Here is a 20,657-nt window from a genome sequence, read left to right on the forward strand (position 1 = left end):
GATCTGGCCGATCACGTATATTCTCAGACGGAGCCTCACATCGACCAAGTGCCAGACGCTTCACAGCGCCAGAACACCCGTCGGTGAGCTCAGAAAGAAGAACAACAGATCGGCACAAGTCTACTCACGCTAGATCTCTCGACCTAGCCGCAAGGACAAACGCCGCCCGCGTCTCCCTTCCTCATTCCAACTTGTCAAAGAGCGCCTCAGTCGCCCGAGGCTCATCAGAGGCAAACAGAAGACCGCCCGGCAATCCCGCCGGCCAGCCCGCCCGCTTGTCAGAAGATGGCTCAGCGCCCGGTCCACTTCCGCGGCCGGCGCCGATGAGCCGGGGTATAGATCCACGGTTCCCGGCCGTCAACACCCTTTTTGCCGGCCGGCGCGGCGAACCACCCGTAAGCCTGGCGGTGGATGATCGCGGTCTTTCCCGCGCCGGGGCTGGCGCTCGGGAGCAGCACGCCTCAATCTCGACACGCTGGGTCGTGAGATGAGATTGCCGGGCGCGGATGGCGCCTCCGGTATGGTCGAGCCCGGCCTCAGCGCCGCGGATCCCGCGGGAACGCCCGTTCGCCATCGTCTTCTCAGGGCCTTCGAGTGAAGCGCGAGCGACTCAAGATCGGCGACGTGGCCGCCCTCCCCCCGGCACGCGGGGTGCACGAGCCTCTCGACCATCTCGGCGCGACCGCGACGCAGATCGACCGACGCGCCGTCAACCTCCGCTGGCTCTGCGCCAGCAGCCTCACCGGCCTGACCGGCGCCGGTCTGATCGCTGCGGCGCTCCACGTGTCCCTCCAGGGCGACGTCTCCTTCGCGGCCATTCCCGAGAAGGCGGCGATCATGCCCCGCCCCCAGCCGAGCGAGAGCGGCGCCAACATCGCCCGCAAGGGCGACCGGCTGGTGCGCAACCTCATGATCGCCTCGGCCAAGCAGAGCTTCAAGGCGCCGGTCACGGTCCGCCTCGGCGACCGCGAGATCATCAAGGCCAAGGCCTTCGTGCGGCTGACGACGCCCCTGTCGATGACGACGGGCGTCTACGCCGCCGAGCCGCCCCGCTTCGACCCCATGAAATTCGTCTCCGACGAGCCGCTGGAGCGCGCGCCCGATGCGTCCGCCGACGCCCCCAGCGCCGAGGTCACCGTGGTCAAGCGCGAACTCGCCGACGCTGCCGTCGACGCCAACGCGCCCGCCCTCAGCGACGACGACGTCACCGCGCAGGTCGAGGAGGAGCGCCGCATCGCCGCCGAGGCAGGGCGCCGCGCCGCCATCCCGATCGCCCCGCAGATCATGCTGTCGCGGACGCTCCAGCAGGGCGCGGCCGGCGACGGCGACGGCGCGGCGCCGAAGGACGCGAACCCCTTCAAGTCCATCGAGGTGTTGGTCGTCCCGGAGAACGTCACGAAGGTCGCCAAGGTCGAGCTGAAGGCCAACGAGGCGCCGCTCGTGGAGGAGCGCGATCTCGCGCTGAAGCGCGGCGAGACACTGGAGACCACGCTCAAGGCCACCGGCCTCGCGAGCGACGATGCCGTTCGCGGCATCGTCGCCGCGCTCGGGGGCAAGACCCGCACCGCTGCCCTCAACGAGGGGCAACCGATGCGCGTCCAGGTCGCCCCCGGGCCCCGTCCCGGCGATCCCCGCCAGGTCACACGCGTGGTGCTGTACGGCGAGAACGGCATCGAGGGCATCGCGGCCCTGAACGACCGCGGCGCCTTCGTGTCGGTGGCGCCCCCCGCCGAGGAGGCCCCCTCCCCCAAGGGACAGCCTCAGGCGGAGGCCGGCGAGGACGAGGACGAGGATTCCGGCTCCGGGCCGCGCCTGTACCAGAGCCTCTACGAGACGGCCGCGCGCCACGACCTGCCGCGGGCCACGGTCGAGGACATCGTCCGCGTCTTCAGCTACGACCTCGACTTCCAGCGCCGCATCGGCAGCGGTGACGGGCTCGACGTCTTCTACAGCACCGACGACGAGGCCAGCGCCGATCGTCCGGACCTGCTCTACGCGGCGCTGACGCTCGGCGGAGAGACCCGCAAGGTCTACCGCTTCCAGTCGCCGGACGACGGCACGATCGACTACCTCGACGAGCAGGGCCGGTCGCTGAAGAAGTTCCTGCTGCGCAAGCCCATCGCCGACGGGATCATGCGCTCCGGCTTCGGTTACCGCCGCCACCCGGTGCTGGGCTACGCCAAGCTGCATACGGGCGTCGACTGGTCGAACCCGATCGGCACGCCGATCATGGCGGCCGGCAACGGCGTGGTGATCCGCGCGGAGATGACCTCGGGCTACGGCAACCGGGTCGAGCTGCAGCACGTCAACGGCTACGTGACGACCTACAACCACATGTCGCGGTTCGGCCGCGGCATCCGCGAGGGCGTCAAGGTCCGGCAGGGCCAGATCGTCGGCTATGTCGGCTCGACCGGCCTGTCGACCGGCGCGCACCTCCACTACGAGGTGATCATCAACGGCCACTTCGTCGACCCGATGAAGATCCGCGTCCCCCGCGGCCGGGAACTCGACGGGCGCCTGCTCGCCGACTTCAAGCGCCAGCGCGAGCAGATCGACGCCACCATGCAGAAGTCGAAGAGCGCCACGGCCCTCGCCCAGCGCGACGCGGCGGTCCGCTGAGGGAGCGCGCTGCCGTTCAGGCGAAGCCGAGCCGGGCGCGGACAGCCTCGGGCGTCGCGCCGGCCTGCCGAAGGTCGGCGAGGGATCGCGAGCCGCGCGACTTGGCCAGCTTCTCGCCTCCGGTATCGAGCAGCAGCGCGTGGTGGCGGTAGCGCGGGACCGGCAGGCCGAGCAGGGCCTGCAGGAGCACGTGCAGGTCGGTGGCCGCCTCAAGGTCGCGGCCCCGCACCACGTGGGTGATCCCCTCCGCCGCGTCGTCGTGGACCACGGCGAGGTGGTAGCTCGTCGGCACGTCGCGCCGGGCGATCACCGCGTCCCCCCAGCGTGCCGGATCCGCCGCGACCCGGTGCGCGCCGGCCGCGTCGAAGGCGACGTAGCCGTGGGTCGGGCCGGCGCGGCGCAGGGCGGCCGCCATGTCGAGCCGCCAGGTATGCGGGTCGCCGCGGGCGATCCGGTCCGCGGCCGCCGCCGGGTCCAGCTGGCGGCAGGTGCCGGGATAGAGCGGCACGCCGTCCGGATCGCGGGGGCCGTCGCCGCCGGAGGCGACGCGCGCCCGGATCTGGCCGCGTGAGCAGAAGCACGGATAAGCGAGCCCGCACGCGATCAGCCCGTCGAGGGCGACGCGGTAGGCCGCCATGTGCCGGGACTGGTGCCGCACCGGTTCGGGATAGGTCAGCCCGAGCCAGGCGAGGTCGGTGACGATCCCGTCGACGAAGTCCGGCTTCGAGCGCGCGGGATCGATGTCCTCGATCCGCAGGCGGCAGACGCCCCCCATCCGGGCGGCGAGGTCCGCGTTGAGCAGCGCCGAGTAGGCGTGGCCGAGGTGCAGCCGCCCGTTCGGGCTCGGCGCGAAGCGCAACACCGGCGCCGCGGCGGTCACGGACCGGTCCGGCAGATCACCCGTCCCGGCGGTGCAGGCACTGCGGCGCGCCGGGCTGGCAGGCGATCCCGGGCAGCGAGCAGGCCGGTCCCTCCGCCAAGCGGCGGCAGACCTTGCAGCCGTCGGTCCACTCGAGGCAGGCCGGATCGTCGGCCGCCGACACCGCCGGCGACGCGTGCCGCGCCGGCGCCAGGGCGCCGATGAGCACGGTGGCGATCACGAGGACCGCGATGCCCCAGGCGGCAAGCGCGCCGCTCGACGAGCGCGGTGCGGGCGACGGAGGGCTGACGGTCGACATGGGCCTCCTGTTGGCGCGGGACCCGCCCGCCTGTCAACGCGCGCTCAGGCGGCCCGCGCGGATCGGCGCTCCAGCAGCGGCGGGAGCAGCTTCAGATTCAGCGGCTTGGCCAGGAACCCGTCGAAGCCGGCCGCCCGGGCGGCGACCTCGTCCTCCCGGCCGGCATTCGCGGTCAGCGCGACGAGGTGGAGGCGGTCCGCGCCGCACGCTTCGGCGGTGCGGATCCGCCGGGCGGTCTCGTGCCCGTCGAGGCGGGGCATCCGCACGTCGATCAGCGCGAGGTCGAAGGGGCCGTCCGTCTCCAGCCGCGCGAGGGCCTCGAGGCCGTCGACGGCGTGGATCACCGTGGCGCCGAGGCGCTCCAGGGCCCGGGTCGCCAGCAGGGCGTTGATCGGGTTGTCCTCGGCCAGCAGGATCCGCAGGCTGGAGCCGACGCGCGCCGGCTCCGCCGCCGGCGCGGCCGCGGCCTCGATCGGGCCCGTCGACGCGAGCAGGCGCTCGAACAGGGAGCGCGGCCGGACCGGCTTGATCAGGTAGCCGTCGAAGCCCGCCGCGCCGGGGGACCCGAAGCCGCGCCGGTCGAACGGCGAGAGGAGCACGAGGCTGGTGCGGACCCCGCAGGCGCGGGCCGCGTCGGCGATCTGGCGCACCGCCGCGTCGCCCAGTGCCCGGTCGGCCAGCACCGCGTCGAAGGCCGCGCCCGACAGGGCGTCGAGGCCCGATTCCAGGCTGTCGACGATCACGGTGGCGGCCCCGGCCCGGGACAGGCTGCGGGCGAGGTACGGGGCCTGGAACGGCGAGTCGGCGACGATCAGGCAGCGCCGCGGGGCGAGCGTCGGCAGCGGCGCGCGCCCGCCATCCTCGGCCGCCGCGACCTCGGCGAGCGGCAGTAGGACCCGGAAGGTCGAGCCCCGGCCGAGGCGCGAATCCGCCTCGATCCGCCCGCCCATGCGGGTCACGAGCCGCCGCGTGATGGCGAGGCCCAGCCCCGTGCCCTCGTGGCTGCGGCTCGCGCTGCCGTCGCCCTGCTCGAACTCCTCGAACAGGATCGGCAGCCGCTCCTCCGGGATCCCCGGGCCGGTATCCGCCACGGCGAGCACGACCTCGCCGCCGGTCCCGGCCCGCGCGAAGCTCAGGCTGACGCCGACGCCGCCGCGCTCGGTGAACTTGATGGCGTTGCCGGCGAGGTTGATCAGGATCTGCCGCACCCGGTCGGCGTCGCCCAGGATCGCGGCCGGGAAGTCCTCGGCCACGTCGAGGGCGATCTCGATGCCCTTGTCCTGGGCGCGGGGCGCCAGCAGCTCGACGACCCCCTCGGAGAGGGCCGGCAGGTCGAAGGGCTCGGCCGCGAGGTCCAGGCGCCCGGCCTCGATCCGCGAGAAGTCGAGGACCCCGTCGATCAGGCCGAGCAGCGCCTGACCGCTGGTGCGCACCGCCTCCACGTAGGTGCGCTGCTCGGGGTTCAACGCGGTCCCGAGCACGAGGTCGGCCATGCCCAGGATGCCGTTGAGCGGCGTCCGCATCTCGTGGCTCACGGTCGCCAGGAAGCGGGATTTGGCGACGCTCGCCGCCTCGGCGCGCTCCAGGGCCGCGTCGCGGCTGCGGATCGCCTCGACCCGCGCGGTCACGTCCCGGCCCGCCCGCAGCCAGTGCGTCGCGTCGCCGTGCGCCACCGGCATCTCCACGAAGGCGAACCAGCGCGCCCGCCCGTCCGCCGTCCGGACCTGCGCCTCCAGGCGGCGGACCCCGTCCGGCCCGATCTCCACGGCGTTCCGGTCGAGGATCTCGAGATCGTCCTGGGAGCCGATCAGCGCGATCGGCTCGCGGCCGAGCAGGCGGGCGAAATCCTCGTTGGCGTAGGTGATGCGCCCGCGGGCATCCCGCTGGACGATGATCTCGGTGGTGGCGGCCACCAGGGCCCGGTAGCGGTCCTCGCTCTCGCTGATCCGCCAGAGGCGGTCCTGCAGCCGCTCGGCCTCGCGCTCGGCGCGGCGCGTTCCGAGCCGGCGCCAAAGGCCGAAGGCCAGTGCGGCCGCGGTCAGGAGCGCCAGGACAGGCGCCAGCGTGTCGATCATTCCGGCCTCCCCGGCATCGGGCCGGTCCGCCGCAGGATCGCAGCCGAAGCTGAAGGCGGCGTTGGGAAAGGCCCTTAACCGCCGGTTGCGGACTTCGCGGAGTCCGCGGCGGAATCCGCGGCGGAGTCCGCGACGCGGCGCGGGATCAACGGTACCGTGCGGTGATCCGAGAAGCGGCTCGCGAGTTGCCTGCCAGGACGCAGGTCCGGACGGAGACGGTACATGCCCGGTGAGCACTACGACGTCATCATTGTCGGGTCCGGTCCCGGCGGCGGCACGATGGCGTGGCGCCTCGCCCAGACCGGCAAGCGCATCCTGCTGATCGAGCGCGGCGACTACCTGCTGCGCGAGCCGCGGAACTGGGACAGTCAGGCGGTGATCGTCGACGGCTACTACCAGGCCAAGGAGACGTGGTACTCGTCCGACGGCAAGAGCTTCCACCCCGGCCTGCACTACTACGTCGGCGGGAACTCGAAATTCTACGGCTCGATCCTCTTCCGCCTCCGCGAGAAGGACTTCGCCGAGATCCGCCACCAGGACGGCGTCGCGCCGGCCTGGCCGGTCGGGTACGACGTCTTCGAGCCGTACTACCAGGCGGCCGAGGAGCTGTTCCACGTCCACGGCCTGCGCGGCGAGGACCCGACCGAGCCCTGGTCGACCAAGCCCTACGCCCATCCGCCGGTGGCGCACGAGCCGCGGATCCAGGAGCTGTTCGACAACCTGAAGCGGGCCGGCCACCACCCGTTCCACCTGCCGGTGGGCGTGCGGCTGGTGGAGAAGGACGGCCGCGCGGTGCCGACCTCGCCCTGCATCAAGTGCGAGTCGTTCGACGGCTTCCCCTGCCCCACCAACGGCAAGTCGGACGCGCAGACCATGGTGGTCGACCCCGCCCTGCGCGACTGCCCGAACCTGACGCTGCTCACCCGCACCTACATCGAGCGCCTCGTCACCGACGCCTCCGGCCGCACCGTCACGGGCGTCGTCGGGAACCGGGACGGCGCGCCGTTCGAGGCCTCGGCCGACCTCGTGGTGGTGGCCTGCGGCGCCCTCTCGTCGGCGCTGCTGCTGCTGCGCTCGGCCAGCGACCGCCACCCGAACGGCCTCGCCAACGGGTCGGATCAGGTCGGGCGCAACTACATGCGCCACAACAACTCGACGGTGCTGGCGATCTCGAAGGTCCCGAACCCGACCCGGTTCCAGAAGACGCTCGGCCTCAACGACTTCTACTTCGGCGATCCGGACCCGAAGGACGGCTGGGACTTCCCCCTCGGCCACATCCAGATGGTCGGCAAGTCGGACGGCGCCCAGATCCACGGCGAGGGCCTGCCGGGCTTCCTGCAATGGTTCCCCGACAAGCCGTTCGACTGGATCGCCAAGCACTCCGTCGACTTCTGGCTGACCTCCGAGGACGTGCCGCTGCCGCAGAACCGGATCTTCTACAAGGGCGGCAAGGTCCATCTCGACCTCACCGAGACGAACGTCGAGGCGCACAAGCGGCTCCGGCAGAAGCTGCGCGAGATCTGCAGCTTCACCGACATCCACCCGCACCTGTTCGACCGCTCGCTCTACCTGGGCAAGAACGTCCCGATCGGCGGGACGGCCCACCAGGCGGGGACCCTGCGGTTCGGCGCGGATCCGAGGACGTCGGTGCTCGACCCGAACTGCAAGGCGCACGAGCTGGACAACCTCTACGTGACCGACGCCAGCTTCTTCCCGTCGATCGGCGCCGTGAACCCGACGTTGACCATCATCGCCAACGCCCTGCGGGTCGCCGACCATCTCGTCGCCCGGATGGGCGCCCGGGACGCGATCGCGCCGCCCCGGCTCTTCGACCACACCGAGCCGCGCGAGCCGCTGCCGGCCTGAGGACCGGCGGGGCGCGAACCATCGCTCTCCCCTGCTCGTCCCGAGGTGCCGGCACCGGACGCGCGTGATCGTCCCCGCGCGCCGACTGGCGCCGGGGGCATGGCCCGGGAGGCGAGCACGAGGGACGCGGGACGCCGCGGGAACCCAGGTGTCGGCCAAATACGCGCGGGATCCGATCCCCGCGGCGCCCCGCGGCATCGACCAGGCATGGTCCCCGGCCGGTGCCGTCTGTCTCGTCGCGACGTCTCCGACGTCCCGGTCCTGCGACTCCCCGTTAGCGGTCTCGGGCGAGGTGCGCGCACGCCGTGCCCGCAACCCCCGGAACCCGCATCGGCGCCGTGGCCTTCCAGCCGTCCCCCGCCTCGTAGTGGGCGGGTCCGCAGGTCGCTCAGGGTCGGCCCAGAGGCGGGTCGGCGCGGGGGCATTTCCTCACCCCGCCGGGCACAGTGCCGCCCGGTCTCACGCCCGCGTCCGAGGCACGCCCCGCACCGGTCCGCCGCCCGGGGCGATGGCGGCTGAGAGCCACCGACGCGGGCGCCGCCCCGTCCCCGGACCCGCACGGTCAGCCACCGGGCGGGCCCCCGAAGGACGGCCCGGGATCGCTCCCGGGCCGCCGCGGACAGGTGCGGTCAGGAAGCACAAAATAGGAACATTGTCAAGGCAAACTGAGCTGCGCGCCGCTCTCGACGACGCTTCTCCGTCATCGCGAGCGCAGCGAAGCGAGCCAGGGCGGCGCAACATCGGCAGGCGTCGCGCTGCTGGCTCGCTTCGCTCCGCTCGCAAGGACGTCGGTGCCGAGAAACCATCGGCCGCGGGCACCGTCACATGGGCCGAGCCCTGCCGTCACTCCGGGACGCCGCGGCGCGACTTCGGGATGACGGGCAAGCCGTCGCATCTGCTATGTCGGCACTCCGACCCTCCACCGAACGCGACGCCCGTGGCCATCGACCATATCGATCTCAGCCGGATCGACCTGAACCTGCTGGTCGCCCTCGACGCGCTGCTCGACGAGCGCAGCGTCACGCGGGCCGCCGCGCGGGTCGGGATCGGCCAGTCGGCGATGAGCTCGAGCCTCGCCCGCCTGCGCCGCCTGTTCGACGACGAGCTCCTGACCCGGGCGCCGGACGGGATGCGACCGACGCCCCGCGCCCTGAAGATCGCCGAGCCGCTGCGCGCCACCCTCCGGCAGGTGCAGGCGCTGGTGCACCGGGAGGAGCGGTTCGACCCGGCCACCGTCGAACGCGTCTTCACGGTGAGCCTGCCGGACAGCGTCGAGGCGCTGCTCGGGCCGCGGCTGATCGCGCAGCTCCGGCGGGAGGCGCCCGGCATCCGGCTGCTGCTGCGCTCGGTCGACCGGACCCGGATCCTCGACGAGCTCGACGCCGACCGGGTCGACCTCGCCATCGGCCTGTTCTCGGAGGGGCAGCTCCACCACAAGCAGCGCCTTCTCTACCGGGACAGCTACGTGGTGCTGTTCAACGCCGCCCTGATCGGCCTGGAGCCGCCGATCGGGCTTGACGATTACCTGCGCTTCCCCCACGTGCTGACGTCCCTGCGCGAGACCGCCCACGGGGTCGTCGACGACGCCCTCGCGCTGATCGGGCGCTCGCGCACCCTGGCGGTGACGACCCCGCGCTTCCTCGTGGTCCCGTTCATGGTCCGCGCGGCGCCGGTGATCGCCACGATGCACGCCCGGCTCGCGACCTCCTTCGCCAGCGCCCTGGCGCTGAGCGTCAGCCCCGTGCCGGTGCCCCTCGACGACGTGCCCGTGTCGATGCTGTGGCACGCCTCCTACGACCACGACCCGGCCCACCGCTGGCTGCGGGACCTCCTGGTCCGGCTGGCCCACGAGCCGCCGGCGCCGGGCATCATCTGATACGCTTTCCGCTTGAACGCGACGGTCGACGCATTCCGTGCCGTCTTCACGAGCGGAGCGAAGTGACCCAGGACAGCGCGAGGCTGGCCGGCGTCGCGCGATCTGGATCGCTTCGCTCCGCTCGCGAGGACGGACGTGCGGACGGCATCGACCGGCCGCGAGCAGACCGCACCGTCACAGGCACGGATCCGCTGCGGCCTCCAGGCGGCCGCTCGCGATCGCCGCGCGGAACAGGGCGAAGTCGGCCGCATTGCGCTCCGCGTAGGCCGCGGCCCAGTCGGCGATCGCCCCGCTCAGGTCGTGGTGCTTGCCGCTGCCGCAATAGCCGGCGATCGCCGCCGCGTCCCCGGTCCGCGCGTGGGCGCGCGCCAGCAGCGTCCCGTAGGCGTACGAGAAGGTCAGGAGCGGCGCGCCGGACATCCGCGCCAGCGGGATCGCGCCCTTCAGGTTCTTCATCTGGCGCACGTAGAACGGGCGGCCCGCGATGCTGGTCCAGCCGAGCAGCGGGTCGCCCACCGCCTGGAGCAGGCGCTGGCCGTAGATCACCCGCTCGCCCTCGTGCCCGGAGAACGGCGCCGGCACGCCCGGCAGGTACGGCGCGTGCGCCGGTCGGACCGCCTCCTTGACCTGCAGGAAGAGCGCGTCGGCGTCGGAATTGCCGAACAGCAGGGCGAGGTAGGCCCGGGTCCCGACGCTGCCGACGCCGACGACGCGGTGGGCGACGTCGACCACGTGGTAGCGATCGAGCATGAAGCGCCGCTCCCGCGGCAGGGTCTCGGCGTAGCGCTCCAGGCCGGTGACGACGCCCTCGCGGGTCGCCGCGTCCACGGGCGTCAGGATCGGCGCGTCGGTCTGCAATTGCCAGGTGCCGTCGGTGCGCCGCTCGGCCACCTGGGCGAGCAGGCTGCGGTTGTTGCGACGCCGCGCCTTGTCAACCGCCCGGCGGACCACGGCCCGGGCCTCCGCGTTCATCTGCAGCCCGGCGATGTGCGGGCCGTCGGCGCGGGTCGTCTGGTACCAGACGTCGAGGGAGCCCTGCGGCGCGAGGTGCCGCATCGTGTGCTGGTAGCCGGAGACCGCCTCCATGACGGCCGCCCGCCGCTCGCCCGCCGGCAGGCCCGCGTCGTCGGTGGCGACCGCCAGCCCGGCCGCGAGGCGCTTGAGGTCCCACTCCCACGGGCCGATCGTGACCTCGTCGAAATCGTTGAGGTCGAGGACGATGTCGCGCTGCGGCGTGCCGAACAGGCCGAAATTGTCGGTGTGCGCGTCGCCGTTCATCACGACGTCGATGCCGCTGCGCGGCCCGCGCGACAGGTCCCAGGCCATGACGTGCGCGGCCCCGCGCAGGAACGCGAAGGGCGAGCTCGCCATCCGGGCGACCCGCAGCGGGATCAGGTGCGGCTGGCGGCCCGCGTGGGCGGCCTCGATCAGGGCGACCGGGTCGGGCCGGTCGGGATCGGAAGCCAGCGCGGCCTGGCCCGCGTGGGGCACCTCGGCGCGCAGCCGCTTGCCGGCCTTGCGCCGCTTGTCCCAGGCCTCGACGCCCGCGCGGAGGTCGATCCGCGGGAAATCGGCGACCGGTGCCAGCACCGAGTCCACGGCCGGGGCATCCGCCTCCCGGTCCCCCGGCGGCACGGTCTTGTCGCTCTCGATGCGATCCATCGCTGTCCCATCGCGGCAGCCGGGTCGGCCCCGCCGGTGCGCTCGACCGACCCGAAGCCGGGGCGGCGGACCGCACGTTAGCATCCGGCCGGCTCTGTGACGTCACGGGCCCGGACGGCCCTTGACCACCCTACAGGGGGGCCCTCTAACGAACCGAGTATTCGGGGGGTGTTCCTCCGTCTCGTGTCGTTCACGGCCTCGCGATCACAGTGCCGGAATCGACCCGGACGGCCGGGGAACACCGTTACATCAGCGAGACGTCGCATGCCCAAAGGTTCAGATCTCCTCGTCGCGGCCCTCGAGAACGAGGGCGTCGACCGCATCTTCGGAATTCCCGGGGAGGAGAACCTCGACGTCGTCGAATCTCTGCGCAACTCCAAGATCGAGCTGGTCCTGACCCGCCACGAGCAGGCGGCGAGCTTCATGGCCGCCACCCACGGCCGACTCACCGGCCGCCCCGGCGTCTGCCTCTCGACGCTCGGCCCGGGCGCCCTGAACTTCTCCACCGGCGCGGCCTACGCCCATCTCGGCGCCATGCCGATGATCATCATCACCGGTCAGAAGGGCATCCTGTCCTCGCGCCAGGCCAAGTTCCAGATCGTCGACGTGATCTCGTCGATGAAGCCGATCACCAAGATGGCCCGGCAGATCGTCTCGGCCTCCTCGATCCCCACCATCGTGCGCGACGCCTTCCGGGTCGCCACCGAGGAGCGCCCCGGCCCGGTGCTGCTGGAGCTGCCCGAGGACATCGCCTCCGAGGAGGCCGAGGCGGACCTCGTCCCCTCGCACCCGATCGACATCCCGGTCGCGCACCCGACCGCGATCGCGCGCGCCGCGGACATGATCCTGAAGGCCAAGCGCCCGCTGATCATGCTGGGCGCCGCCGCGAGCCGCCCCCGCGCCACCGGCGAGCTCGGCGGCTTCGTGCAGCGCACCGGCATCCCGTTCTTCACCACCCAGATGGGCAAGGGCACGGTGGCGGGCGGGACCGACCTCTACATGGGCACCGCGGCCCTCTCCGAGCGCGACTACGTCCACGAGGCGATCGACAAGGCCGACCTGATCATCGCCATCGGCCACGACACGATCGAGAAGCCGCCCTTCTTCATGGGCCAGGCCGACCAGAAGGTCGTCCACATCGGCTACATGCCGGCCAACGTCGAGCAGGTGTACTATCCGGATGCCGAGGTGGTCGGCGACCTCGGCCCGACGCTGAAGCTCCTGGCCGACAAGCTCGACGGCAAGCTCCCGAACGCGGGCGCGCTGCTGCACCTGCGCGAGCACATCCTCGGCCATATCGCCGATCGGGCCGGCGAGGACCGCTTCCCGGTGACGCCGCAGCGCCTCGTGCGCGACGTGCGCCGGGTGATCCCGGAGGACGGGATCGTGTGCCTCGACAACGGCATGTACAAGATCTGGTTCGCCCGGAACTACCGCACCTACGTCGCCAACACGCTGCTCCTCGACAACGCGCTGGCCACGATGGGCGCGGGCCTGCCCTCGGCCATGATGGCGGCGATGCTCTACCCGAAGCGGCGCGTGATGGCCGTCTGCGGCGACGGCGGGTTCATGATGAACAGCCAGGAGATGGAGACCGCCGTCCGGCTGAAGCTCAACCTCGTGGTGCTGGTGCTCGACGACTCGGCCTACGGGATGATCCGCTGGAAGCAGGCGGTCGACAAGTTCGCCGATTACGGCATGACCTTCAGCAACCCGGACTTCGTCCTCTACGCCAAGTCGTACGGGGCGACCGGCCACCGGGTCGAGTCGGTCAACGACCTCGTGCCGACGCTGGACCGGGCCTTCGCGGCGGGCGGGGTGCACCTCGTGGCGGTGCCGATCGACTACTCGGAGAACACCCGCGTGCTGGTCGACGAGCTGCGCGCCAAGGTGAAGGATTTCGAGCCGGCCGAGTGAGGCCGGTTTCGCAGATGGTCGGCACGCAAGACAGGGCAGCGCGATGAACCCGTTCACCTTCCAGACCACGCCGAACGTGCTGTTCGAGGCCGGCGCCGCGAAGAAGCTGCCGGAGATCGTCGGCAGCTTCGGGGCCAAGCGCGTCCTCCTCGTCACCGACAAGGGCGTGCGCGGCGCCGGCCTCACCCAGGCCGCCGAGGCGGCCCTGGCCGCCGCGGGCGTCACCCTCGACGTCTACGAGGACGTGGTCGCCGACCCGCCCTCGACGGTGATCGAGGCGGCGGCCAAGCGCGCCCGCGAGCTCGGGACCGACCTCGTCCTGTCGATCGGTGGCGGCTCGGCGCTCGATACCGCCAAGCTCGTGGCCTACCTCGCCAAGTCCGACGAGCCGCTCGACGCGATCTACGGCGTCGGCCTCGCCAAGGGCGACCGCCTGCCGCTGATCCTGGTGCCGACCACGGCCGGCACCGGCTCGGAGGTGACGCCGATCTCGATCGTCACGACGCCGACCACCGAGAAGAAGGGCGTCGTCGCGCCGAAGCTCCTGCCCGACTGGGCGGTGCTCGACCCGGAGCTGACGCTCGGCCTGCCGTCGCACGTCACCGCGGCGACCGGCATCGACGCCATGGTCCACGCCATCGAGGCCTTCACCAGCAAGAACAAGAAGAACCCGATCTCCGACCAGCTCGCCAAGCAGGCCCTGGCGCTGCTCTCGGCCAACATCCGGACTGCCTGCACGGACGGGAAGAACCTCGAGGCGCGCTCCGGCATGCTGCTCGGCTCGATGCTGGCCGGCATGGCCTTCGCCAACGCGCCGGTGGCGGCGGTGCACGCCCTCGCCTACCCGGTCGGCGCGATCTTCCACGTGCCGCACGGGCTCTCGAACGCCCTGGTGCTGATGGGGGTGATGCGCTTCAACCTCTCGCACGCTGAAGGACTCTACGCTGAGCTCGCGCCGATCCTCGACCCCGCGGCCGCGGACCTGCCGCGGCCCGAGGCCGCCAAGCGCTTCGTGGAGAGTCTCGACGCGATCTGCCGCGACTGCAAGGTTCCGGCCTCGCTCGCCGAGGTCGGCGTCGCCCGGCAGGACCTAGAGCGCATGGCCACCGACGCGATGAAGCAGACGCGGCTCCTCGTGAACAACCCGCGCGAGGTCACCTACGACGACGCCTTCGCGATCTACGCCGAGGCGCTGGGAGAGGCGCGCCCGGCGGCGTGAGCATGACGACGGCGGTGATGCCGGGGCTGTCGCCCGATCAGTCCAGCCCACACCGTCATCGCGAGCGCAGCGAAGCGACCCAGGGTGGCGCGCCGTCGTTGAGCATGGCGCTGCTGGATTGCTTCGCTCCGCTCGCGGGGACGGGGGCGACGGTTTCAGCCTCGGGGCTGTGAGGAGAGACGCCAGCATGGACCAGTTCGACGCGTTCCGGGCGATGAGCGAGTTCTGGACGCGGGCCGGCGCGGGCTTCTTCACCCCGGGCGCCGGGCAGTCCGCGACCGGGTTCGGCTGGCCGGCCTTCCCGGGCGGCGACCTCGCGGATCTCGCCGCGGCGCAGGCCAAGCTGACCGAGGCCTGGACCGCCGCCAGCGCCCTCTCGCAGACGCTGACGCGCTCGCTCCAGGGCGGCCCCGGCGCACCGGACCCGACGGCCGGAGCGGTGCTCGCCCGGATCTTCGATCCGCAGGCCTGGCTCGGCGGCTCGGCCGAGTTCGACGCCGCCCTGACCCGCATGGCCGAGGGCCCGCAGCTCGCCGACCTGTGGCAGACCGAGCGGCGCTACGCGGCGCTGTTCACCGCCTGGGCGAGCCTGCGGCGGGCGCAGAGCGAGCATCAGGCCGTGATGCTGCAGGCCTGGACGCGGGCGGCCGGGACCTTCGCGAAGGAGGCCAATGCCCGCGCCGAAAACGGCGAGAGCTTCGCCTCCGCCCGCGAGATGATGAGCCGGTGGATCGAGACCGCCAACGCGGTCCTCCTGGAGGTCCAGCGCTCCGACGCGTTCCTGGCCTCGCAGCGGGCGGTCCTGCGGGCCTCCACGGACCTCCGGCTCGCCCAGCAGGACGTCGCGGCCTTCCTGTCCGAGTTCTACGGCCAGCCGACCCGGGCCGAGCTCGACGACGTCCACAAGAGCCTGACCGAGCTGCGCCGGGAAGTCCGGGCGCTCCGCCGCGAGCGCCGGCAGGCCGGCAAGACCTCGAGAGCCGGCGGTTCACGGGTCGGGGAGGAAGCCCATGGCTGATCAGGAGAAGCCGAAGGGGCCGGCCGCGCCGCTGAATCTCACCCCGGCCGCGCTGCTGGCCGAGGTCGGCACCCTCGGCCGCCGCATCAGCGAGGGCGCCAAGCTGTTCGCCGATGTCAGCGACGCCGATGTCGAGATCGCCACCACGCCGAAGGACCTGGTCTGGAGCCAGGACAAGGTCAGCCTCTACCGCTACCGGCCGCTCGCCGAGAGCGCGGGCCTGCCGCCGGTGCTCATCGTCTACGGCTTGATCGGCCGCTACACGATGGCCGACCTGCAGGAGGACCGCTCGCTGGTCCGCAACCTGCTGAATCTCGGCCTCGACCTCTACGTGGTCGACTGGGGCAATCCGGGCCGGGCCGACCGCTACGTCACCATCGACGATTACGTGGACGGCTACCTCGCCGAATGCGTCGCCTTCATCCAGGAGGCCGCCGGACGGGACAAGATCAGCCTGCTCGGCATCTGCGAGGGCGGCGTCTTCACCACCTGCTACGCGGCGCTCTACCCCGAGACCGTCAACGCGATGGTGCTGACCATCACGCCGATCGACTTCCACGCCGACACGCGGGAGAACCGGGCCGGCCACGGCTTCATCAACGTCTGGACCCGGTCGCTCACGCCTGAGGACGTGGACCGGCTGATCGAGGCGCAGGGCTCCCTGCCCGGCGCGTTCATGGGCTCGGTGTTCTCGATGATGACGCCGATGCGCACCATGACGAAGTACAACCTCGACCTGCTCGACGCCCTCGACGACAAGAAAAAGTTCCTGAACTTCCTCCGGATGGAGAAGTGGATCGCCGACCGTCCGGACCATCCCGGCGAGGCCGCCAAGCAGTGGCTGAAGGACCTCTACCAGGACAACAAGCTGGTCGAGAGCGCCTTCGAGCTCGGCGGCCGGCGGGTGGACCTGAAGGCCATCACCTGCCCGGTGCTGAACGTCTTCGCCCAGGACGACCACATCATCCCGCCGGCCACCTCGCAGGCGCTGAAGGATAAGATCGGCACCACCGACTACACCGAGATGGGTCTGCCCGGCGGCCATGTCGGCGTCTTCGTCGGCGGCAAGGCACAGAAGCTGCTGGGCTCCGGCATCGCCGACTGGCTCGGCAAGCGGGGATAACGTGCAGGCTCGGGGGAGTGCCGCATGGGCAGCCTGAAGAACAAGATCGTCAGCGCCGACGAGGCCGCCGCCATCCTGCAGGACGGCGACATGGTCGCGGTCTCGGGCTTCGTCGGGATCGGCACGCCCGACGAGCTGATCCTGGCGCTCGCCCGCCGCTTCGAATCCGGCAACGGCCCGCACGGGATCGGCCTGATGTTCGCCGCCGCTCCCGGCGACGGCAAGGAGCGCGGCCTCAACAAGCTCGCCATCCCGGGCCTCGTCCGCCGCGTCGTCGGCGGCCACTGGGCGCTCGTGCCGAAGCTCGGCGCCATGGCGGTGGCGGGCGAGATCGAGGCCTACAACCTGCCGCTCGGCGTGGTCTCGCACCTCTACCGCGAGATCGCCGCCCACACGCCGGGCCACATCACCAAAGTGGGGTTACGCACCTTCGTCGACCCCCGTCTGGAGGGCGGCAAGCTCAACGCCGTGACGCAGGAAGACCTCGTCAGCGTGGTCGAGCTCGGCGGCGAGGCCTGGCTCCACTACAAGGCCTTCCCGGTCAACGTCGCGCTGATCCGCGGCACCACGGCCGACCCCGCCGGCAACATTACCATGGAGCGCGAGGCGCTCACCCTCGACAACCTCGCCGCCGCCATGGCGGCGAAGAACTCGGGTGGCTTCGTCATCGCCCAGGTCGAGCGGCTCGCCGAGGCCGGCTCTCTCAACCCGCGCGAGGTGCAGGTGCCCGGCGTGCTGGTCGATTGCGTGGTGCTCAGCACGCCCGAGAACCACCGCCAGACCTACGGCACGCCCTACAACCACGCCTTCACGGGCCGCCAGCGGGTCCCGCTCGACCGAATCGCCCCGATGGCGCTCGATACCCGCAAGGTCATCGCCCGGCGCTGCGCCTTCGAGCTGCCTCCGGGCGGCGTGGTCAATCTCGGCATCGGCATGCCCGAGGGCGTCGCGGCGGTCGCCGCCGAGGAGCGGGTGCTCAAGTATCTGACGCTGACCGCCGAGCCCGGCGTGATCGGCGGCCTGCCGCAGGGCGGGCTGGATTTCGGCGCTGCCCTCAACCCGGCCGCCGTGCTGCACCAGAACCAGCAGTTCGACTTCTACGACGGCGGCGGCCTCGATCTCGCCTGCCTGGGCCTCGCCCAGTGCGACGCCGAGGGCAACGTCAACGTCAGCCGGTTCGGCAAGAAGCTCGCGGGCGCGGGCGGGTTCATCAACATCTCGCAGAACGCCAAGAGCCTCGTCTTCGCCGGCACCTTCACGGCCGACGGCCTCAAGGTGGCGGTGGAGGACGGCGGTATCCGGATCCTCAGCGAGGGCCGCTCGCGGAAATTCATCGCCGCGGTGGAGCAGGTGACCTTCTCGGGGGCCTACGCGGCCGAGCGCGGCCAGCCGGTGCTCTACGTGACCGAGCGCTGCGTGTTCCGGCGGACCCGGGCCGGCATGGAGCTGGTCGAGGTCGCGCCGGGCATCGACATCGCGCGCGACATCCTCGGGCAGATGGGCTTCACCCCGATCGTGCAGGATCCGCAGCCGATGGATCCGCGCCTGTTCCGCGAGTCCGTGATGGCGCTGGAGCCCTGGCTGCTGGGCCTCTCGCTGTCGGAGCGGATCAGCTACGACCCGGAGCGCAACATCCTGTTCTCGAATCTCGAGGGTTTCCAGGTCCGGACCATCGACGACGTCGAGCTGGTGCGCCGCGAATACGAGCGCGCCTGCCAGGAGATCGGGCGCAAGGTCCACCTGATTGCCAATTACGACGGCTTCGAGATCGACCCGACGGTGAGCGACGCCTACTTCTCGGCGATCGCCTATCTCGAAAACCGCTATTACGAGACCGCGTCCCGGTATACCACGAGCGCGTTCATGCGATTGAAACTCGGCGCCTCGTTGGCGAGCCGCGACCTGGCTCCCCATGTCTTCGAGACAAAAGCCGAGGCGCAGGCGAGGAATACGGCCCAGAGCGTGCCTCTCAAGCCGCGGCCCGGCATGTCCCAGCCCGACATGCCGCGGCCGCCGAAGGAACCGTTGGATGCCTGAGTTCGAGACCCCCTCCCTGAAGGACCGCGCGCTGCTGGTCGATGCCTGCCTGATCGGCGGCGAATGGTCGAAGGCCGGTTCCGGCAGCATCGACGTCACCAACCCGGCGACGGGCGCGCTGATCGCCAAGGTGCCGAATGCCGGCGCCGACGAGACCCGCCGGGCGATCAAGGCCGCCCACGAGGCTTACCCCGCGTGGCGCGCCAAGACCGCCAACGAGCGCGCCGTGCTGCTGCGCAAGCTCGCGGCGCTCGTGACCGAGCATCAGGAGGATCTGGCGCAGATCCTCACCGCCGAGCAGGGCAAGTCGCTGACGGAGGCCCGCGGCGAGGTCGGGATGTCGGCGGCCTACGTGCTGTGGTTCGCGGAAGAGGCGCGCCGCGTCTACGGCGACGTGGTCCCCTCCCCCTGGGGCGACCGCAAGATCCTCGTCACCAAGGAGCCGGTCGGCGTCGTGGCGGCGATCACGCCGTGGAACTTCCCGTCCTCGATGATCGCCCGCAAGATCGCCCCGGCTCTGGCCGCCGGCTGCCCGATCGTGATCAAGCCCGCCTCGCAGACCCCGCTCTCGGGCCTCGCCTGGGGCGTGCTGTGCGAGCGCGCCGGCTTCCCGGCCGGCACGGTCTCGATCCTCACCGGCTCGGCCCGCGCCATCGGCGCCGAGATGACCGGCAACCCGCTCGTCAAGAAGATCACGTTCACGGGCTCCACCGAGGTCGGCAAGGTGCTGCTGGAACAGGCCGCCCACACGGTGAAGAAGGTCTCGATGGAGCTCGGCGGCAACGCGCCGTTCATCGTGTTCGACGACGCCGATCTCGACCGGGCGGTCGCCGGCGCGATGCTCGCCAAGTACCGCAATTCGGGCCAGACCTGCATCTGCACCAACCGCTTCCTGGTGCAGGACGGGATCTACGACGCCTTCGCGGAGAAGATGGCCGAAGCGGCGAACCGCCTGAAGGTCGGCAACGGCGTCGAGGACGGCGTCGCCCAGGGGCCGCTGATCGACATGGCGGCCGTGGAGAAGACCGAGGCCCATATCCGCGACGCCGTCGAGAAGGGCGGCCGGGTGGTGGCGGGCGGCCACCGCCACGCGCTGGGCGGCCAGTTCTTCGAGCCGACGGTGATCACCGGCGCCACCCCCGCCATGGCGGTGGCCCGGGAGGAGACCTTCGGGCCGCTGGCGCCGCTGTTCCGCTTCCGCGACGAGGCGGAGGCGATCCGCATGGCCAACGACACCGAGTACGGCCTCGCCTGCTACTTCTACACCCGCGACCTCGGCCGCACCTTCCGGGTCGCGGAGGCGCTGGAATACGGCATGGTCGGGATCAACGAGGGGATCATCACCACCGAGGTGGCGCCCTTCGGCGGCGTGAAGGAATCCGGCCTCGGCCGCGAGGGCTCGTACCAGGGCATCGAGGATTACCTGAACACCAAGTACCTGTGCGTGGGCGGCCTCGGCGCGTAGGGGCTCAACCAGCGGAACGCCTTCGAGGGAGCGCGCGATGCCCCCTCTCCCGCTCGGGAGAGGGTTGGGGTGAGGGATGCGAAGCCTCAGGATGGAGCGCGGCGTCGGGCTCGAAGTCCTGCTTTTTCCGGAAGCCGCCCGTCCCTCACCCTGTCCCTCTCCCGCACGGGAGAGGGAACCCGCGCTCCCTTGAGCCGCCGCGTGGGCCGGTCGAGACGCGGCTTACTCTCCCGAGGGGGGTAAGGAGTCCGACGCGTCTCGGCGCAACCGAGGCCGACTACCGCCCGCTGGGCGCAGCGCCGCTGCCGGTGGCGCCGTTCCCCGAGTTGCTGCCCGCGGGCGCGCCCGGCGTGCTGACCCGCGGGCCGCCGCTGGTGCCGGGCGCCATGCCGGCGCCGGTGGACCCGGTGCTCTCCATGGAGCCGGCTCCCGTCCCGGTGCCGCCGACCGCGCCGGACTTGTTGACGTTGCCCTGGTTGGCGCCGCCGGTCTGCGGCGCCTGGGCCAGCGCCGCGCCGGACGTGGCGAGTACGAATGACGTGGCGAGGGCGAGGATCGTCTTCGACATGGGGCCTCCTGACAGGTCGTTGGGCTGCGGTGTC

General features: G+C 71.6%; 14 protein-coding genes. 9 read left to right on the forward strand and 5 right to left on the reverse strand.

All coding sequences use genetic code 11. The features are described 5' to 3' along the window. The first annotated feature begins 594 nt into the window (after positions 1-594). On the forward strand, positions 595-2,619 hold the full coding sequence (locus tag C4T42_RS25540; protein ID WP_103986087.1) for a M23 family metallopeptidase: 2,025 nt from the start codon (positions 595-597) through the stop codon (positions 2,617-2,619). A 16-nt stretch (positions 2,620-2,635) separates the two neighbouring features. Here C4T42_RS25540 and gluQRS read toward each other — a convergent pair whose 3' ends face one another. Genes gluQRS through C4T42_RS25555 form a run of 3 tightly spaced genes read right to left on the reverse strand, consistent with a single transcriptional unit; the run spans position 2,636 to position 5,872 of the window. Then, a complete protein-coding gene (gene gluQRS, locus C4T42_RS25545) occupies positions 2,636-3,499 on the reverse strand; it encodes a tRNA glutamyl-Q(34) synthetase GluQRS (RefSeq protein WP_020095080.1) in 864 nt (287 codons plus the stop codon). Between the two features lie 16 nt (positions 3,500-3,515). Further along, a complete protein-coding gene (locus C4T42_RS25550; RefSeq protein ID WP_020095079.1) occupies positions 3,516-3,797 on the reverse strand; it encodes a hypothetical protein in 282 nt (93 codons plus the stop codon). Positions 3,798-3,841: 44 nt separating this feature from the next. Further along, positions 3,842-5,872 carry an ATP-binding protein gene (locus tag C4T42_RS25555; RefSeq protein WP_020095078.1) on the reverse strand — a complete coding sequence of 677 codons (2,031 nt, stop codon included), beginning with the start codon at positions 5,870-5,872 and terminating at the stop codon, positions 3,842-3,844. Positions 5,873-6,094: 222 nt separating this feature from the next. Between C4T42_RS25555 and C4T42_RS25560 the strand changes: the two genes are divergently transcribed. Then, the gene (locus C4T42_RS25560; RefSeq protein ID WP_020095077.1) at positions 6,095-7,738 is read left to right on the forward strand and encodes a GMC family oxidoreductase; all 1,644 of its coding nucleotides are present in this window, start codon (positions 6,095-6,097) and stop codon (positions 7,736-7,738) included. A 937-nt stretch (positions 7,739-8,675) separates the two neighbouring features. Next, a complete protein-coding gene (locus C4T42_RS25565) occupies positions 8,676-9,614 on the forward strand; it encodes a LysR family transcriptional regulator (RefSeq protein ID WP_020095076.1) in 939 nt (312 codons plus the stop codon). Positions 9,615-9,788: 174 nt separating this feature from the next. On the opposite strand, the gene C4T42_RS25570 is transcribed toward C4T42_RS25565, so the two are convergent. Continuing rightward, positions 9,789-11,276 carry a DUF2252 domain-containing protein gene (locus C4T42_RS25570; RefSeq protein ID WP_103986088.1) on the reverse strand — a complete coding sequence of 496 codons (1,488 nt, stop codon included), beginning with the start codon at positions 11,274-11,276 and terminating at the stop codon, positions 9,789-9,791. A 264-nt stretch (positions 11,277-11,540) separates the two neighbouring features. Between C4T42_RS25570 and C4T42_RS25575 the strand changes: the two genes are divergently transcribed. The 6 genes from C4T42_RS25575 to C4T42_RS25600 all read left to right on the forward strand — a co-directional run bounded on the left by C4T42_RS25575 (position 11,541) and on the right by C4T42_RS25600 (position 20,055). Continuing rightward, positions 11,541-13,193 carry an acetolactate synthase large subunit gene (locus C4T42_RS25575; RefSeq protein WP_020095074.1) on the forward strand — a complete coding sequence of 551 codons (1,653 nt, stop codon included), beginning with the start codon at positions 11,541-11,543 and terminating at the stop codon, positions 13,191-13,193. A gap of 43 nt (positions 13,194-13,236) precedes the next feature. After that, positions 13,237-14,412 carry an iron-containing alcohol dehydrogenase gene (locus tag C4T42_RS25580; RefSeq protein ID WP_020095073.1) on the forward strand — a complete coding sequence of 392 codons (1,176 nt, stop codon included), beginning with the start codon at positions 13,237-13,239 and terminating at the stop codon, positions 14,410-14,412. 187 nt (positions 14,413-14,599) lie between these two features. Then, complete coding sequence (locus tag C4T42_RS25585) at positions 14,600-15,430, forward strand: poly(R)-hydroxyalkanoic acid synthase subunit PhaE (RefSeq protein WP_103986089.1); 831 nt, start codon at positions 14,600-14,602, stop codon at positions 15,428-15,430. After that, a complete protein-coding gene (gene phaC / locus C4T42_RS25590; protein ID WP_103986090.1) occupies positions 15,423-16,553 on the forward strand; it encodes a class III poly(R)-hydroxyalkanoic acid synthase subunit PhaC in 1,131 nt (376 codons plus the stop codon). The genes C4T42_RS25585 and phaC overlap by 8 nt, the downstream gene beginning before the upstream one ends. Positions 16,554-16,577: 24 nt before the next feature. Next, positions 16,578-18,590 (forward strand): CoA-transferase, encoded by a 2,013-nt coding sequence (locus C4T42_RS25595; protein WP_103986091.1) that lies wholly within the window; start codon positions 16,578-16,580, stop codon positions 18,588-18,590. Further along, entirely contained in the window at positions 18,583-20,055 is a 1,473-nt protein-coding gene (locus tag C4T42_RS25600; RefSeq protein WP_103986092.1) for an NAD-dependent succinate-semialdehyde dehydrogenase, read from the forward strand. Before C4T42_RS25595 ends, C4T42_RS25600 begins: the two co-directional genes overlap by 8 nt. A gap of 277 nt (positions 20,056-20,332) precedes the next feature. On the opposite strand, the gene C4T42_RS25605 is transcribed toward C4T42_RS25600, so the two are convergent. Next, complete coding sequence (locus tag C4T42_RS25605) at positions 20,333-20,623, reverse strand: hypothetical protein (protein WP_103986093.1); 291 nt, start codon at positions 20,621-20,623, stop codon at positions 20,333-20,335. Positions 20,624-20,657 lie beyond the last annotated feature (34 nt).

This window comes from Methylobacterium sp. 190mf, from assembly GCF_900107945.1.
In the GTDB taxonomy this organism is placed as follows: Bacteria; Pseudomonadota; Alphaproteobacteria; order Rhizobiales; family Beijerinckiaceae; genus Methylobacterium.

Excerpts from the sequence above, each read along its gene's own strand:
- C4T42_RS25550 (WP_020095079.1), bottom strand. The coding sequence starts at position 3,797 with ATGTCGACCGTCAGCCCTCCGTCGCCCGCACCGCGCTCGTCGAGCGGC.
- C4T42_RS25555 (WP_020095078.1), bottom strand. The coding sequence starts at position 5,872 with ATGATCGACACGCTGGCGCCTGTCCTGGCGCTCCTGACCGCGGCCGCA.
- C4T42_RS25560 (WP_020095077.1), top strand. The coding sequence starts at position 6,095 with ATGCCCGGTGAGCACTACGACGTCATCATTGTCGGGTCCGGTCCCGGC.
- C4T42_RS25570 (WP_103986088.1), bottom strand. The coding sequence starts at position 11,276 with ATGGATCGCATCGAGAGCGACAAGACCGTGCCGCCGGGGGACCGGGAG.
- C4T42_RS25575 (WP_020095074.1), top strand. The coding sequence starts at position 11,541 with ATGCCCAAAGGTTCAGATCTCCTCGTCGCGGCCCTCGAGAACGAGGGC.
- C4T42_RS25580 (WP_020095073.1), top strand. The coding sequence starts at position 13,237 with ATGAACCCGTTCACCTTCCAGACCACGCCGAACGTGCTGTTCGAGGCC.
- C4T42_RS25585 (WP_103986089.1), top strand. The coding sequence starts at position 14,600 with ATGGACCAGTTCGACGCGTTCCGGGCGATGAGCGAGTTCTGGACGCGG.
- phaC (WP_103986090.1), top strand. The coding sequence starts at position 15,423 with ATGGCTGATCAGGAGAAGCCGAAGGGGCCGGCCGCGCCGCTGAATCTC.
- C4T42_RS25595 (WP_103986091.1), top strand. The coding sequence starts at position 16,578 with ATGGGCAGCCTGAAGAACAAGATCGTCAGCGCCGACGAGGCCGCCGCC.
- C4T42_RS25600 (WP_103986092.1), top strand. The coding sequence starts at position 18,583 with ATGCCTGAGTTCGAGACCCCCTCCCTGAAGGACCGCGCGCTGCTGGTC.
- C4T42_RS25605 (WP_103986093.1), bottom strand. The coding sequence starts at position 20,623 with ATGTCGAAGACGATCCTCGCCCTCGCCACGTCATTCGTACTCGCCACG.